Consider the following 14,375-nt stretch of genomic DNA (forward strand, 5'->3'; position numbering starts at 1 on the left):
TTATCTACGTGTCCTATTGTTCCCACGTTTACGTGTGGTTTACTTCTGTCAAATTTTTGTTTTGCCATTTTATTCTCCTCCTATTATTTTCTTTTATCTTTAATTTTAAAATAATATATATACGAGAATTATATCACTAATTTATTTTTTTGTCTAGTCATGCAACTTTAATTCATATAGATTTCACTTGACACTTTCCCCTTAAATTTGCTACAATGTAGTTACCTTGCTCTAAATATATTTTAGGGCTATAAACCAAGAGGAAAGGAGATAAGAATATGACTAAATATGAAATTATGTTTATCGTGTCAACTCAATTAACTGATGAAGAAAAAAAAGAAGTTGTTGAAAAAGTTGAAAAAACTTTAACTCGTTATGAAGCAGTTGAAATTACTACTGAAATATTGGGCGATAAAAAATTAGCTTATCCAATTAATAAAAAAGAAAATGGATACTACGTTTTAACTAAATTCACTATTGACGGAACTAAACTAAATGAAGTTGAAGCTAAATTAAATATAACGGAAGCTATATTAAAATACATGATTGTTAGAAACGAAAAGTAACCAAAAAATAAAGAGGTGAAAGAAATGAATTATGTAGGACTAATGGGTAGATTAACAAGAGACCCGGAATTAAAACAAACATCATCAGGTAAATCTTATTGTAGATTTTCCATAGCAGTTAGAAAAGAATTTGTTAAAGATGGAGTAGATTTCATTAATTGTGTTGCTTGGGAAAAAACTGCTGAAAATATCAGTAACTTTTTTTCAAAAGGACAAAGAATTCTAATTCAAGGTAGAATAAATACAGGAACTTATGAAGTTAATGGAGAAAAAAGAACTTCATTTGATATTATGGTTCAAAAATTTGACTTTATTGAAAACAGTGCAAACTCTTCAAGCCAAGGTCAAACTTATACTTCTACTAATGATAATAATAATATGGAAGATGATACACTAGATGACGATGAATTTCCATTCTAAATAGGAGGTGTAAAATGAAACCAGTAACAGAGTTTAAAAAGAAAAAAAGAAGACCAAAAGTTAAATTTAAACTAGAAGATATCGATTACAAAAATGTTGATTTATTAAAAAACTTTATGAATGATAAAGGAAAAATATCACCAGCAAGAGTAACAGGTCTTGACGCAAAAATTCAAAGAAAAATAGCTAAGGCAATAAAAAGAGCTAGACAAATAGCATTATTACCTTATACAAAGATAGAAAAATAAAGATAAGCTGAGTCCAATCTCAGCTTATTTTTTATTATTCAATTCATTTTTTAACATAATCCTTCCAATTTCTGTATGATAAATATCAAATACTATATCCACTAATTTACCATCTTTATAATACAATACTGCACTTCCTTGCTCTACTCCATGATTATATGAAAACTCCTCTCTAAAATCTCCAAAATAAATTACTGCCTTACCATGTTTTATCCCATTTAAATATGCAAATTCTTGTCTTGAACCATCTTTATTATATTGTACAGCCTTGCCATTCAATTCGCCATTTTTGTCATAAGTAAATTCTTGTTTATCTCCGTTTTCAAAATATTGGGTTATCTTACCTGAAAATTCCCCTTTATTAAAAGTTGTTTCTTGCCTTTTTGACCCATCAGCATTATATTTTATAGCAATTCCGTCTTTTTCACCATTTTTATAATTAAATTTAATAATAATACCATCATTCCAATATCTTGTAACTAAACCTTCTTTTTTGCCCCTTACATATATACCTTCCTCTTTACTATCATCATATGTAATAATATATTTCCCTTCTTTTACTCCATTTTTTAATTTAACATCTTCTGATATCACTTTACTTGAAAAACTTAATATGCTTAAAACTGTAATTAGTAACAATATAATTTTTTTCATAGTTAATCTCCTTAATTATTATTTATAATATTCTAATATTTTTTACACTTATTGTTAAAGCATATAAAAAAAACTCCAAAGAGATTATTCTCCTTAAAGTCTTTAAATCAATATATTTTAATTTATTTTCTCTTTGATTCTAATTGTCTTAATATATCAGCACCATCTTTTTCTCTATATCTAACTGCTAATCTAGCATATGATTTTGCTTTTTCAAGCAATGAATTATCGTTATTATATAGATAAATGGCCATTTGAGTATAGGTAATCTTTTCTTTCAATAATTCTTTTAAATATTTTGCTTCTTTATTAACGTCATTTAATTTAACTGAAACTAAAAATAATTTTCCTAATATCAATGCTTTATTTTCTTTTGTTAATTTGATTGCTTCTAAATATCTAGATGCATATCCCAATATTTTTTTATCATCTTTTGAATATTTTGCTAATGCTATATATAAATCTGCCATATACTGATAATCTCTACTATCTAATTTTACAGCTTTATTAAATAATAAAACAGCAGGTGTTGTTTTATTTTCAGTATAAAGAGCATTCATCAAGTCATAATAATATGCTTTTTTATTATCTAATGTTCCTTTTTCATCAATATATTTATTTAATCTTTCTGCTTCACTATCTCTACCTAATAAATATAGTATATAAGTCTCTCTTTCAACAAAAACTAAATTACCATAATTTGTTCTTTGATTTAATTCTCTTAATAATGCTAACTTTTTATTTAAATTTTCTTCTGAATTTGCTAAAATTTCATTAGCAGAAACAGCAAATTGGTCATCAGTATTTTTATCACTAGAAGCTAATTTTAAGTATTTAATTTTGTCTTCTAAACTATCAGACAATTCAAATAAAGCGTAGTATACTCTTGGCATTTCTTTTAATTCTGACCTTTTTGGTCTTATTTTTTTTAAGATTGCTATTGCTTCATTTCTTTTATTAGCTTGTAATAAACTACTTGCTTTTTCTAAATCTTCTTTAACTCCAGCAACCGATATAATAGAAATTATCATCGCAAATGTTGCTATTATTTTTTTCATTCTCTATCACTCCCTATTTTTGTATATCTTTATTTTAACCTTTTAATTTTTTTTTGTCAAAGAAATTTGATATAATTTCAATTTTTTTATATATATTCTCTTTTTTTTCCTATTCTATTCTTTATTTTTATGATATAATTATTAGGTAAAAAAAAATAGGAGCGTTTACATGAGCATATTAAATAATTTAAATCCAAAACAAAAAAAGGCTGCACTGAAAATTGAAGGTGCTAGTTTAATATTAGCAGGTGCTGGTAGTGGTAAAACAAGAACAATAACATATAAAATAGCGTATATGGTAAAAGAAAAGGGTATAAATCCTAATAATGTACTAGCTCTTACATTTACTAATAAAGCAGCAAATGAAATGAAAGAAAGAGTAAATTCTTTGATAGGTGTAAATAGTGCTTATATGAATATATCAACATTTCATTCTTTTGCAGTTAGATTGTTAAGACAATACGGGGAAAATATAGGTTTTAATTCTAAATTTAATATCTATGATACTGATGACAGTCAATCGTTGATTAGAAAAATTATGAAAAAATTAATATTAAGATATGATTTAACACCTAAAACTTATTTAAATAAAATTTCTAAATTAAAAGAAGATGAAATTTTACCCAATGATTTATCTAAGCATATTAATTTAAATATGCCAGAAAACAAAGAGTTTTATGATGTATATAAACTTTATCAAGATGAACTTATAAAAAATAATAGTATGGATTTTTCAGACATACTGTACTATTGTAAAAAATTACTTCTTAATGATAGAGTTTTAAGTTTAGTACAAGATAAGTATAAATACATATTAGTAGATGAATATCAAGATACTAATAAATTACAATACGATATAATTAATTTAATATCTAAAAAATACGGTAATATATGTGTAGTTGGAGATGAAGATCAAAGTATATATGCGTTTAGGGGAGCAGATATAAACAATATATTAAACTTTGAAAAAGATTACCCTGATGCACTAATTATAAAATTAGAGCAAAATTATAGATCTACACCTAATATTTTAGGGTTAGCTAATTCAGTTATAGTAAAAAATACTACTTCACTTGGTAAAAAATTATGGACTAAAAATCCTGAAGGTAAAAAAATATTATTTTTTGATGCTGAAGATGCTTATCAAGAAGCAAAATATATATGTAGTACTATAAAGAATTCTGGTAAGAAATATAATAATTTTGCAATACTTTATAGGACAAATTTTCAATCAAGAATACTAGAACAAGAATTAACAAGAAATAATATACCCAATATGGTATATGGCGGAATTTCATTCTATCAAAGAAAAGAAATTAAAGATTTATTAGCATACTTAGTATTAATAAATAATCCTAATGATACAATAAATTTTGAAAGAGCTATTACTAATCCTAAACGAAAAATAGGTGCAGTTACTATAAGCAAAATAATTGATTATGGAGCAAAAAATAATTTAAATTGCGTAGATGCTTTGATTTGTGATACTTCTCAAAAAGTAAAAGATTTTTATGAATTAATGATATATTTAAGAAAGTTTAGTGAAGTTAATAAAGTAAGTGATTTAATAAAAGAAATTTTAGATAAAACTAATTATACACTATCACTTGAAAAATTAGAAAACTATAACGACAAACTTTTAAATATTCAAGAATTATATAATGCTATTATTGAAATAGAAAAAATTGATGAAAATATCACACTAGATGAATACTTAACTACTGTTTCACTATCATCAAATATAGATAATTTAGATTCTAGTAATGTAGTTAAACTTATGACTATACATAATTCTAAGGGATTAGAATTTGATACAGTATTTTTAACAGGGTTTGAATATGGCTTATTTCCTAGTTTTAAATCAACGTTTGATAATAACGAACTAGAGGAAGAAAGAAGACTTTGCTATGTTGCAATTACTCGTGCAAAAAAAGAATTGCACATTACTTATGCTAAAAGTAGAATGATAAATGGTGTAACTAAATACGGGCAAGTTCCATCTGATTTTTATTCTGATATGGACAAGAAATTTTTATATATGGTTAATAAACAAAAAAACTTTGTTGAAAATAAACAAGAAAAAGTTAGAACTAATATTGAAAACTTTAATCCTTTCAAAATAAAAACAAACAATAGTAAATATAATATAGGTGATATAGTAAATCACACTATATTTGGAAAAGGTAAAATAAAACATATTGATGAAAGAGCTTTAACAATAGAATTTATAGTCGGTGAGAAAAAGATTGCTCTTTTATTAGCAGACAAATTTTTAAAATAGGAGTTTTATATGAAAAAAATTTTTATAATTTTATTATTTATTACAAATTTTACTTTTGCCGCAGGATTTAGAGACGTACAAAAATGGTACCCTATAACTATGCTACCAGAAGTTAAAAATAAATTACAAGAAGGTGATATAATAATATTTAAACCTTTAAATTCATCATTAACAGGCCGTTTTGGTCATATTGCACTTATTGGAGAAGATAAAAAAATAATCGATTTTCCTAACCCATCTGTTGGATTTAGAGAAACTCCAGTTGATATTTTAGCACTTGGAGAATATAGAGATATTTTAGTATTAAGATATAGAAATAGTACTAAAAAATTTAGAAAACAACTTATGAAAGAAGCATATTCTTATCTAAAAAAAAGTTACTCTATACTAAGTTTTCAAAATATAGAGCAAAATTCAACATATTGTTCATTATTTATTCATGATATATATGAAAAAATTAATGATAAAGATAAGACAGTATTCCCAGCTAGTACACTTTTTGTATTTCCAGAAGAATTTATAAATGCTGGCGAAAATTTTTATATTTTAGATTTAGATAAATTATTATAATTATAATAAAATAGGAGTTTAACATGAAAAAAATACTAATATGTTTATTATTTATTACGAATTTAACCTTTGCAGCAGGTTTTAATGATATACAAATGTGGTATCCTATAACTATGTTACCAGAAATTAAAGACAAATTACAAGAAGGCGATATTATAATATTTAAACCATTAACAACAAAATTTACATCTCGTTTTGGTCATATTGCAATAGTTGGTAAAGATAAAAAAATAGTTGATTTTCCTGATGGACATGTTGGTTTTAGAGAAATGCCCATCGAAATTGTTACAACACAAGAATATAGAGACGTTATAGTTATAAGATATAAGAATAGTACCAAAGAATTTAGGGAAAAACTTATGGAGAAAGTCTATTCTTACATAGATAAAAATTACTTTATACTAAGTTTTCATAATTTAAGTAAAAACACAACATACTGTTCATTATTTATTCGTGATGTTTATGAATTGGCTAATGATACAGATAAAACTATATTCCCAGAAAGTAATATTTTAGTATTACCAGAAGAATTTATAAATGCTGGTGAAAATTTCTATATACTAGAATTGGAATAATATAAACTTAGAAAGGTTATTTATGAAATTAATAGTAGGATTAGGTAATCCAGGAACTAACTATAAAAATACAAGACATAATATTGGATTTATCTTTTTAGATAATTATTTAGAAAAATTAAATCTAATTAATTATACAAAAAAAGGCTTTAAGTCAGAATATATAAAAAAAGATGAGGTGTTCTTTCAAAAACCTTTAACATATATGAATAATAGTGGTCAAGCCATATCAGAATTAGCAAATTATTATAAAATAAAGCCTAATAATATCTATGTTATATATGATGACATGGACATGGAAATTGGTAAAATTAGAATTAGAGATCAAGGTAGTTCAGGTGGACATAATGGTATTAAATCTATTTTATCACATGTAGGAAATGATTTTATAAGAATCAAAATAGGTATTGGTAAAAAGAAAAATGATACTATTGAACATGTTTTAGGCTCATTTAGTTTAGATGAATTTGAAATAATAAATTCAAAAAAAGAAGTAATCAATAATTTAATAGATGATATAATAAATGACATTGATTTAGAAAAATTAAAAACAAAATATAATAATAAATGAGAATGGAGGAAATACTTTTATGGATTATAGAGCCATATTATTTCAATTTTTAGGTGGATTAGGGTTATTTTTATTCAGTATTAAATATATGGGAGAAGGTCTACAACTATCAGCAGGTGATAGATTAAGATATGTCCTAGATAAATATACAACAAATCCATTTTTAGGAGTATTAACAGGGGTATTTGTAACTGCTCTTATACAATCTAGTTCAGGTACTACAGTTATAACAGTGGGTCTAGTTGCAGCAGGTCTACTTAATTTAAAACAAGCAATAGGTATTATTATGGGTGCTAATGTTGGGACTACAATTACCAGTTTTATTATAGGTTTTAATTTATCAACTTATTCATTACCCATTATATTTGTAGGTTCAGTGCTATTATTTTTCGTAAAAAAAGAAAAGTTTAATAATATAGGTAGAGTTCTATTTGGATTTGGAGGTGTATTTTTTGCTTTAAAACTTATGTCTTCTTCATTTATTCCTTTAAGAACTGCACCAGCATTTATTGATTTAACAGTTGCACTTAGCCATAATTCTTTACTAGGGGCTTTTGTTGGAGCATTTTTAACAGTAATTATACAATCATCTTCTGCAACAATAGGTATATTACAAGGTCTATATGCAGAAAATATGATAAGTCTTAATGCAACCCTACCAATCTTATTTGGTAATAATATAGGTACTACAATTACAGCAATACTAGCTTGTTTAGGTTCAACAAATTCTGCTAAAAGGGTTGCAATATCACATGTATTATTTAATGTTATTGGAACAATAATATTTGTAATATTCCTTACACCATTTACAACTTTTATTGTAACTATGCAAGAATATTTACACTTAACACCAAAATTTACAATAGCTTTTGCACATGGAACATTTAATATTGCTAATGTAATAATACAATTTCCATTTATATCAGCTCTTGCTTATTTAGTAACAAAAATAATACCTGAAACAGAAGATGAAATTGCATACAAACCTGAACATTTAGATGATTTATTAATAGCTAGTGCACCTATTGTGGCACTTAACCAAGCTAAAAAAGAAATTTTAGTTATGTTCAAAAAATCAATAGAAAATGTAAAAAGAGCAACAGATTTTTTTGAAACTAATAATGAAAAATTAGGTGAAAAAGTTGCAGTTAAAGAAGAAGAAATCAATCATATTGATCATGAGGTTACCCGTTATCTTACATTAGTTTTCAAAGAAACCTTAGCTGAAAAACAAGGAGAAATAGGTTCTTCATTATTAGACACAACTCGTGATATAGAGCGTATTGCAGATCATGCTATGGGATTAGTTAATGATGTTAAATATCAAATAAAAAAAGGATTAGTCTTTTCTGACTATGCAAAAGAAGAAATACTAATACTAAATAATATTTGTATAGAAATGCTATATAAATCAATTTACGCTTTTGAAAATGATGATAAAAATAGTGCCATTGAAGCACTTGATATACATAATAGAATATATGCTTTTGAAAAAAAAGTTAGGAAAAAACATGTTAGCAGAATGAATAATGGTGAATGTCAAATTAAGGCTGGTCTATATTATGTAGATATTATAAGCCATTTCACAAGAATTTGTGACCATTCTAGAAACATTGCAGAAAAAGTTATTAATAATAATCACATATAGGAGGGATAATATATGAAATTTATTTTAAATGGAAAAGGTGGATTAAAAGTTGATTTAGTTTTTGAAAATACTAATTTAGATAATAAAGTTTTTAATCACTTGAAAGAAAAAGAATTATTTACAGGAAAATTAAAACAAATCTATGTAAACACATACGAAGAAGTAGCATTTGTTGGTTTAGGAAATTCAGAAACTATAACTTTAAATGAAATTAGAGAAGTTTTCTTTGATTTAGCAAAAGAATTAGATTCAAAAAAGGTTAGTGAAATTACATTAGAAGTTCCTAAATTTGAAAAATTCTGTTGCAAAGGTGTAGCTGGTGCTATATCTGAAGGTTTATTACAATCTGAATATAATTTCAATAAATTTACAGTAGATAAAAAAGAAAGAACTGAATTAACTGTAAATTATGTTACTTGCTCTGAAAATGCTGCTAAAGGTATAGAAGAATCTGAAACCTTAATGAAATCAGTATTTATTACTAGAGATTTAGTAAATTTACCATCTAACTATATTTACCCAGAAACACTTGCAAATAAGGCAAAAGAAATATTAAGTCCATTAGGTGTTAAAGTTACAATTTATGATAAAAAACAAATTAAAGAAATGGGTATGGAAGCATTCTATTCAGTTGGAAAAGGTTCAGACAATGAACCAAGACTTATAGTTATGGAATATGAAAATAACCCTGAAAGTAATGAAAGATTAGGTTTAGTAGGTAAAGGTATTACTTATGATTCAGGTGGTTATTCACTTAAGCCAAACGATGGTATGAAAACTATGTTCTGTGATATGGGTGGTGCTGCTACTGTTATAGGTTCTATACATGCTATGGCCTCATCAAAAGTTAAGGCTAATGTAGTTGGAGTTGTTGCTGCTTGTGAAAATGCTGTATCAGGTCATTCATATAAACCAGGAGATATTATTGGTTCATTATCAGGTAAAACTATTGAAGTAGACAATACTGATGCTGAAGGTAGAGTAACACTAGCAGATTCAGTTTACTATACTGCAACTACTATGAAAGCAACTAAGATTATTGACCTTGCAACATTAACTGGTGCTTGCTTAGTAGCATTAGGTGAAGTTTATTCAGGTTCAGTTACTAATAATCAAGAATTCTTTAATCAAGTAAAAGAAGCCGCTGATAAGTCAGGAGAAAAAATATGGCAATTACCAACAGATCCTATGTTTGCTAAACAAAATAAATCAAAAGTAGCAGATATCAAAAATACTGGTGGTAGATTAGCAGGAACTATAACTGCTGGTATGTTTGTTGGAGAATTTAACAATAACTTACCATGGGTACATTTAGACATTGCAGGAACTGCATATTTATCATCACCTTATAGTTATTTACCACATGGTGCTACAGGAATACATGTTAAAACACTTTATAGATTAGTAGCAAAAGGTTTAAACTGTAAATAATATATGAAAACTATAAATGAAATTGAAAAATCTATACAAAAAAAGTTTAGAAAATATCTTTGGTCTCCTTTCATACATGCATTAAAAGAATTTAACCTTGTTGAAGAAGGAGACAAAATTGCTGTTGCTATATCAGGTGGTAAAGATTCACTATTACTTGCTAAACTTTTTCAAGAACTTAAAAGAGCAAGTGATGTTAATTTTGAAATAGTATTTATATCAATGAATCCAGGTTTTTCTAATTTTAATCTTATAAATTTAAAAAAGAATTTAGAAAGTCTAGAAATACCTTGTGAAATATATGATGACAATGTATTTGAAATTGCAAAGAAAATGACTAAACTAAGAAATTCAAATAAGCCTTGCTATATGTGTGCTAGACTTAGGCGTGGTAGCCTTTATACAAAGGCAACAAGTTTAGGGTGTAATAAATTAGCATTAGGACACCATATGGACGACGTTGTAGAGACTAGCTTAATGAGTATGCTTTACATGGGTAAATTTGAAACTATGCTACCTAAATTGGAGTCTGACAACTTTGATATCACACTTATAAGACCATTATTTTACATTGAAGAAAAATATATAAAGAAATTTATGAAATATAATGAAATATTGGCTATGGATTGTGGTTGTGAAGTTACTCAAAAACTTATAGATAGCAAAAGAAGAGATACCAAAGAATTATTAGAAAAACTTTGTACAGATGATAAGGATATAAAAAAAAGAATTATGCAATCTGTATTTAATGTAAATATAGAGAAAATTCTTGGTTTTAAATATAAAGGAAAAAAATTCAGTGTTTATGATGACTATACTATACTTTAGTATGGTCATTTTTTATATAAAAATAGAGTAGATTTTTTTCTACTCCATATATTATTTTTATTTTAAATTTATTTTCAAATTATTAGCATTGTAATACCTAGAATTGTAAAAAGAAAATTTATTATTAAATGTGCAACTAAGGCAGGTAAAATACTTTTACTTCTATATATTATAAATGCAAAGACAAGACTTCCTGTTATAAGTGTTGGTAATAGCCAAAGTTGAAAAGTATGGTACAAAGCAAATAATATTCCATTAGCAATCCAACCAATATTTCCATATTTTGTTATTTTTGGAAGAATCCAAGCTCTAAAATAAAGTTCTTCCGCTAATATATTTAGTGAAAGAGTAACGACAATAAGTGGCAACAAAATAATTTGTCCTTTTAATGGAAATCCTGGTGAAAGAACTGATATATCGGTAGTTGCTAAATTAATGGTTGGATTTAGAAAAAAAGGCATATAATCTGGAATATTTATACCAGTAATTTTAATAAATGGCTCAACAAATTGTGTTGATAACATTATAATACCTATTCCTACAACTATAATCACTATATAGATTAACCATTGTTTTAAAGAAAGTTTCTTTAAACACATACGAGCCATAACTGAAATATTAAGTTGTTTTGCTTCTAATATAAGTAATATAACTGCTATAATTACTAAGAATAATAGCATAATAAAAGCAACAAAATGCTATGCGATTATTACTGGAATACCATTTTTTACAAATATTGGCAAAACTATTCTAAAACCCACAAATCCAAGTAAACTTGGAATTATAAATGATAATAATAACTGTAAAACCGAAAATTGCTTGGTACTTTCCCAGTTAAAATTTTGTGTTTTCATTTCTTTTTATTTTTTTTTACTCCTTTTACTCTTTATTATTTTATACCTTGTTCATTTATATACCAATTAATGTCATTTTTTCTTAAAACATTTTTATCAGTAAACCCACTTATACCATCTACAAGACCCCTATTAGAATATTGCCAGATTATCCATCTGTCATTTTCTTCTATATAAGGTGTTTTTCTTATATCTCTAAACCATAAATAATTATCTACTAAATTATTTTTTATATAATTTGTATATGACTTATAATCAGTATAAATTATTACCTTTTTTTTATAATGCTTTTCTACTATTTTTATAAAATCTACTAATTCTTTTATAACTTTTTCTTTTTCATATTTACTAGATAATTCAACATCTATTATAGGTGGAAAACTATTTTTAATTCTAGGAACTTTTGAAATATAATATTTAGCCTGATCTTTTCCACTACTAGTCATAGAAAAAAAATGATATGCTCCAACTGCAAAACCATTAAGTCTTGCTTTATTCCAGTTATATAAAAAATCTTTATCTGAAAAATCTTTTCCTTCTGTTGCTTTAATTAGTACAAATTTATAATTTTTATCTACTTTCTGCCAGTTAATTCTAATTTGGTGATGCGATATATCTATACCATGTATTTCATATTTACTTGCATTTATATCATTATGGTAAAAATATCCACTAAATTCTATATTTAACAATATTAAAAATAGATTTATTAATACTAATATAATAATTAAAATTTTATTTATTTTTTTCATTTAGTTATAAGTTTTAATCCTCCCATGTAAGGTACTAATGCATCAGGTACTATTATATTACCTTCTTTAGTTTGATAATTTTCCATTATAGCAACTACTGTTCTACCAACTGCTAAACCTGATCCATTTAATGTATGTACATAATAACTTTTTTTATTTTCTTTATCTCTATACTTTATCATTGCTCTTCTTGCTTGAAAATCTTCTGTATTTGAACAAGAAGATATCTCTCTATATTTATTTTGACTTGGAACCCATACTTCTATATCATAAGTTTTTGCAGCAGAAAAACCTATATCTCCACTACAAAGTGATATTACTCTATACGGTAATCCCAATTTTTTCAAGATATTTTCAGCAGAATTTACCATATGTTCTAATTCTTCATATGAATTTTTAGGGTGTGCTATTTTTACCATTTCAACTTTGTTAAATTGATGTTGTCTTATTAAACCTTTTAAATCTTTACCACCTGAACCTGCTTCTTTTCTAAAACAAGCAGTAAATCCACACATATATTTAGGCAATTCTTCTTCATCTAATATTTCTTGATTGTATAAGTTAGTAAGTGTTACTTCTGCAGTAGGTATTAAATACATTTCTTCATCATTAATTTTATACATGTCTTCTTCAAATTTAGGAAGTTGACCTGTACCTATCATCATTTCTTTTTTTACTAATTGTGGAGTTAATATTTCAGTAAATCCATGTTCAGTTGTGTGTGTATCTAACATAAAGTTTATTAATGCTCTTTCAAGTCTTGCTGCTGCTTTTTTATATACTGTAAATCTTGAACCTCCTAATTTAGAACCACGCTCAAAGTCTAATATATCTAAATCTACACCTAATTCATCGTGAGTTTTAACTTCAAAATCAAATTTTTTAGGTTCTCCCCATTTTCTAATTTCTACGTTATCATCTTCACTATCTCCAAATGGTGTTGAAGAGTGTAATTTATTAGGTATAGTATAAATTAATTCATTAAATTTTTGCTCTACTTCCAATAATTCTGCATCTAATGATTTTATTTTTTCTCCTACAACTTGCATTTTTTCTAATAATTCACTAGAATCTTTTCCTTCTCTTTTATATTTCCCTATTAATGTACTTGATTCATTTCTTTCTTTTTTCAGTTGTTCTACTTCTACTAATATTTCTCTTCTTTTTTTATCAAGATTTAATAATAAATCTAAATCAAAATCACTTTTTCTAGCATCTAAACTTTTTCTAATTTCATCAGCATTATCTCTAATATATCTAATATCTAACATCACAATCCCCACTTTCTAACTTGCTTAATATATATTTTTTTGTTTTTGTCATTTCTTTATTAGTTTCCAAATCTAATTCTTTTAAGTTATATATTTTTAATAAATCCTTTTTTTTATTATACACATATTTATATAATTTTGAAACATTTTTTCTAAAATATTCTAAATTATTTTTATTTTCCATATCTATATATTTAGGACAGGACTTAATAAAGTAAATTATTACATTTTTTAATATGTATGGATTATATATTTTATTACACATTATCTCAAATAAATATGTCTTTATCAATTTATTTTCATCTTCTGATATATATGAAAGTTTATATAATAACTCCAATAACTTAGATTTATCTTTTAAATATAGTTCATTGGCTAAATCTACACTATGATATTTATCTCTATTTATAAGCGATCTAAATAATCTAGAATAAATTTCTTCTATTTTTAAATTTGAATACCTATTAATCTTTTTTTCTTTTTCAATTACTACTTCTTTTAATTCTTCTTCTAAAAGATTATTGTTATTAAAATATATCATTTCAAATACAAATGATGGTTCTATATATTCTACTTTTAAATTTTCTTTTATTCTATAATACGTAGCTTTATTATTCCTAAAAATGTACTTCTCTATATTCATTTCAT

The 14,375-nt window shown here is 25.4% G+C and carries 16 protein-coding genes; 10 read left to right on the forward strand and 6 right to left on the reverse strand.

The genetic code is table 11. The features are described 5' to 3' along the window. Positions 1-278 precede the first annotated feature (278 nt). From rpsF to rpsR, 3 genes are read left to right on the forward strand one after another with little or no spacing between them, the layout of a single operon-like run. Positions 279-566 (forward strand): 30S ribosomal protein S6, encoded by a 288-nt coding sequence (gene rpsF, locus AWT72_RS02545; RefSeq protein ID WP_067140336.1) that lies wholly within the window; start codon positions 279-281, stop codon positions 564-566. Between the two features lie 24 nt (positions 567-590). Then, on the forward strand, positions 591-986 hold the full coding sequence (locus AWT72_RS02550; RefSeq protein ID WP_067140338.1) for a single-stranded DNA-binding protein: 396 nt from the start codon (positions 591-593) through the stop codon (positions 984-986). A 14-nt stretch (positions 987-1,000) separates the two neighbouring features. Further along, a complete protein-coding gene (gene rpsR, locus AWT72_RS02555) occupies positions 1,001-1,234 on the forward strand; it encodes a 30S ribosomal protein S18 (RefSeq protein WP_067140341.1) in 234 nt (77 codons plus the stop codon). A 24-nt stretch (positions 1,235-1,258) separates the two neighbouring features. Here the strand turns inward: rpsR and AWT72_RS02560 are convergent, their stop codons facing one another. Together AWT72_RS02560 and AWT72_RS02565 are read right to left on the reverse strand one after the other, a co-directional pair. Then, positions 1,259-1,888: an MORN repeat-containing protein gene (locus AWT72_RS02560; RefSeq protein WP_067140344.1), complete on the reverse strand. Its 630-nt coding sequence runs from the start codon at positions 1,886-1,888 to the stop codon at positions 1,259-1,261. 122 nt (positions 1,889-2,010) lie between these two features. Then, complete coding sequence (locus AWT72_RS02565) at positions 2,011-2,946, reverse strand: hypothetical protein (protein ID WP_067140347.1); 936 nt, start codon at positions 2,944-2,946, stop codon at positions 2,011-2,013. Between the two features lie 169 nt (positions 2,947-3,115). On the opposite strand from AWT72_RS02565, the gene AWT72_RS02570 reads away from it, so the two are divergent. Genes AWT72_RS02570 through AWT72_RS02600 form a run of 7 tightly spaced genes read left to right on the forward strand, consistent with a single transcriptional unit; the run spans position 3,116 to position 10,850 of the window. Then, positions 3,116-5,227 (forward strand): ATP-dependent helicase, encoded by a 2,112-nt coding sequence (locus AWT72_RS02570; protein ID WP_067140349.1) that lies wholly within the window; start codon positions 3,116-3,118, stop codon positions 5,225-5,227. 9 nt (positions 5,228-5,236) lie between these two features. After that, entirely contained in the window at positions 5,237-5,797 is a 561-nt protein-coding gene (locus tag AWT72_RS02575) for a YiiX/YebB-like N1pC/P60 family cysteine hydrolase (protein WP_067140352.1), read from the forward strand. Between the two features lie 23 nt (positions 5,798-5,820). Beyond that, entirely contained in the window at positions 5,821-6,372 is a 552-nt protein-coding gene (locus AWT72_RS02580) for a YiiX/YebB-like N1pC/P60 family cysteine hydrolase (RefSeq protein WP_067140355.1), read from the forward strand. 22 nt (positions 6,373-6,394) lie between these two features. Next, positions 6,395-6,943: an aminoacyl-tRNA hydrolase gene (gene pth / locus AWT72_RS02585; RefSeq protein ID WP_067140358.1), complete on the forward strand. Its 549-nt coding sequence runs from the start codon at positions 6,395-6,397 to the stop codon at positions 6,941-6,943. A gap of 19 nt (positions 6,944-6,962) precedes the next feature. Next, a complete protein-coding gene (locus AWT72_RS02590; RefSeq protein WP_067140361.1) occupies positions 6,963-8,591 on the forward strand; it encodes a Na/Pi cotransporter family protein in 1,629 nt (542 codons plus the stop codon). Positions 8,592-8,603: 12 nt separating this feature from the next. After that, the gene (locus tag AWT72_RS02595; protein WP_067140364.1) at positions 8,604-10,022 is read left to right on the forward strand and encodes a leucyl aminopeptidase; all 1,419 of its coding nucleotides are present in this window, start codon (positions 8,604-8,606) and stop codon (positions 10,020-10,022) included. 3 nt (positions 10,023-10,025) lie between these two features. Next, complete coding sequence (locus tag AWT72_RS02600) at positions 10,026-10,850, forward strand: tRNA 2-thiocytidine biosynthesis TtcA family protein (protein WP_067140367.1); 825 nt, start codon at positions 10,026-10,028, stop codon at positions 10,848-10,850. Between the two features lie 74 nt (positions 10,851-10,924). Here AWT72_RS02600 and AWT72_RS02605 read toward each other — a convergent pair whose 3' ends face one another. The 4 genes from AWT72_RS02605 to AWT72_RS02620 form a co-directional block, all read right to left on the reverse strand. After that, positions 10,925-11,530, reverse strand: coding sequence for a CPBP family intramembrane glutamic endopeptidase (locus AWT72_RS02605; RefSeq protein ID WP_067140370.1), 606 nt, complete (start codon positions 11,528-11,530; stop codon positions 10,925-10,927). Between the two features lie 209 nt (positions 11,531-11,739). Continuing rightward, on the reverse strand, positions 11,740-12,456 hold the full coding sequence (locus AWT72_RS02610; protein WP_067140373.1) for a GH25 family lysozyme: 717 nt from the start codon (positions 12,454-12,456) through the stop codon (positions 11,740-11,742). After that, a complete protein-coding gene (gene serS / locus AWT72_RS02615; RefSeq protein ID WP_067140376.1) occupies positions 12,453-13,727 on the reverse strand; it encodes a serine--tRNA ligase in 1,275 nt (424 codons plus the stop codon). Before serS ends, AWT72_RS02610 begins: the two co-directional genes overlap by 4 nt. Next, positions 13,714-14,370, reverse strand: coding sequence for a hypothetical protein (locus tag AWT72_RS02620; RefSeq protein WP_067140379.1), 657 nt, complete (start codon positions 14,368-14,370; stop codon positions 13,714-13,716). The genes serS and AWT72_RS02620 overlap by 14 nt, the downstream gene beginning before the upstream one ends. Positions 14,371-14,375 lie beyond the last annotated feature (5 nt).

Source organism: Oceanivirga salmonicida (genome assembly GCF_001517915.1).
Classification (GTDB): Bacteria; Fusobacteriota; Fusobacteriia; order Fusobacteriales; family Leptotrichiaceae; genus Oceanivirga; species Oceanivirga salmonicida.

Excerpts from the sequence above, each read along its gene's own strand:
- AWT72_RS02570 (WP_067140349.1), top strand. The coding sequence starts at position 3,116 with ATGAGCATATTAAATAATTTAAATCCAAAACAAAAAAAGGCTGCACTG.
- AWT72_RS02600 (WP_067140367.1), top strand. The coding sequence starts at position 10,026 with ATGAAAACTATAAATGAAATTGAAAAATCTATACAAAAAAAGTTTAGA.
- rpsF (WP_067140336.1), top strand. The coding sequence starts at position 279 with ATGACTAAATATGAAATTATGTTTATCGTGTCAACTCAATTAACTGAT.
- AWT72_RS02560 (WP_067140344.1), bottom strand. The coding sequence starts at position 1,888 with ATGAAAAAAATTATATTGTTACTAATTACAGTTTTAAGCATATTAAGT.
- serS (WP_067140376.1), bottom strand. The coding sequence starts at position 13,727 with ATGTTAGATATTAGATATATTAGAGATAATGCTGATGAAATTAGAAAA.
- AWT72_RS02565 (WP_067140347.1), bottom strand. The coding sequence starts at position 2,946 with ATGAAAAAAATAATAGCAACATTTGCGATGATAATTTCTATTATATCG.
- rpsR (WP_067140341.1), top strand. The coding sequence starts at position 1,001 with ATGAAACCAGTAACAGAGTTTAAAAAGAAAAAAAGAAGACCAAAAGTT.
- AWT72_RS02575 (WP_067140352.1), top strand. The coding sequence starts at position 5,237 with ATGAAAAAAATTTTTATAATTTTATTATTTATTACAAATTTTACTTTT.
- pth (WP_067140358.1), top strand. The coding sequence starts at position 6,395 with ATGAAATTAATAGTAGGATTAGGTAATCCAGGAACTAACTATAAAAAT.
- AWT72_RS02605 (WP_067140370.1), bottom strand. The coding sequence starts at position 11,530 with ATGCTATTATTCTTAGTAATTATAGCAGTTATATTACTTATATTAGAA.
- AWT72_RS02620 (WP_067140379.1), bottom strand. The coding sequence starts at position 14,370 with ATGAATATAGAGAAGTACATTTTTAGGAATAATAAAGCTACGTATTAT.
- AWT72_RS02580 (WP_067140355.1), top strand. The coding sequence starts at position 5,821 with ATGAAAAAAATACTAATATGTTTATTATTTATTACGAATTTAACCTTT.
- AWT72_RS02595 (WP_067140364.1), top strand. The coding sequence starts at position 8,604 with ATGAAATTTATTTTAAATGGAAAAGGTGGATTAAAAGTTGATTTAGTT.
- AWT72_RS02590 (WP_067140361.1), top strand. The coding sequence starts at position 6,963 with ATGGATTATAGAGCCATATTATTTCAATTTTTAGGTGGATTAGGGTTA.
- AWT72_RS02610 (WP_067140373.1), bottom strand. The coding sequence starts at position 12,456 with ATGAAAAAAATAAATAAAATTTTAATTATTATATTAGTATTAATAAAT.
- AWT72_RS02550 (WP_067140338.1), top strand. The coding sequence starts at position 591 with ATGAATTATGTAGGACTAATGGGTAGATTAACAAGAGACCCGGAATTA.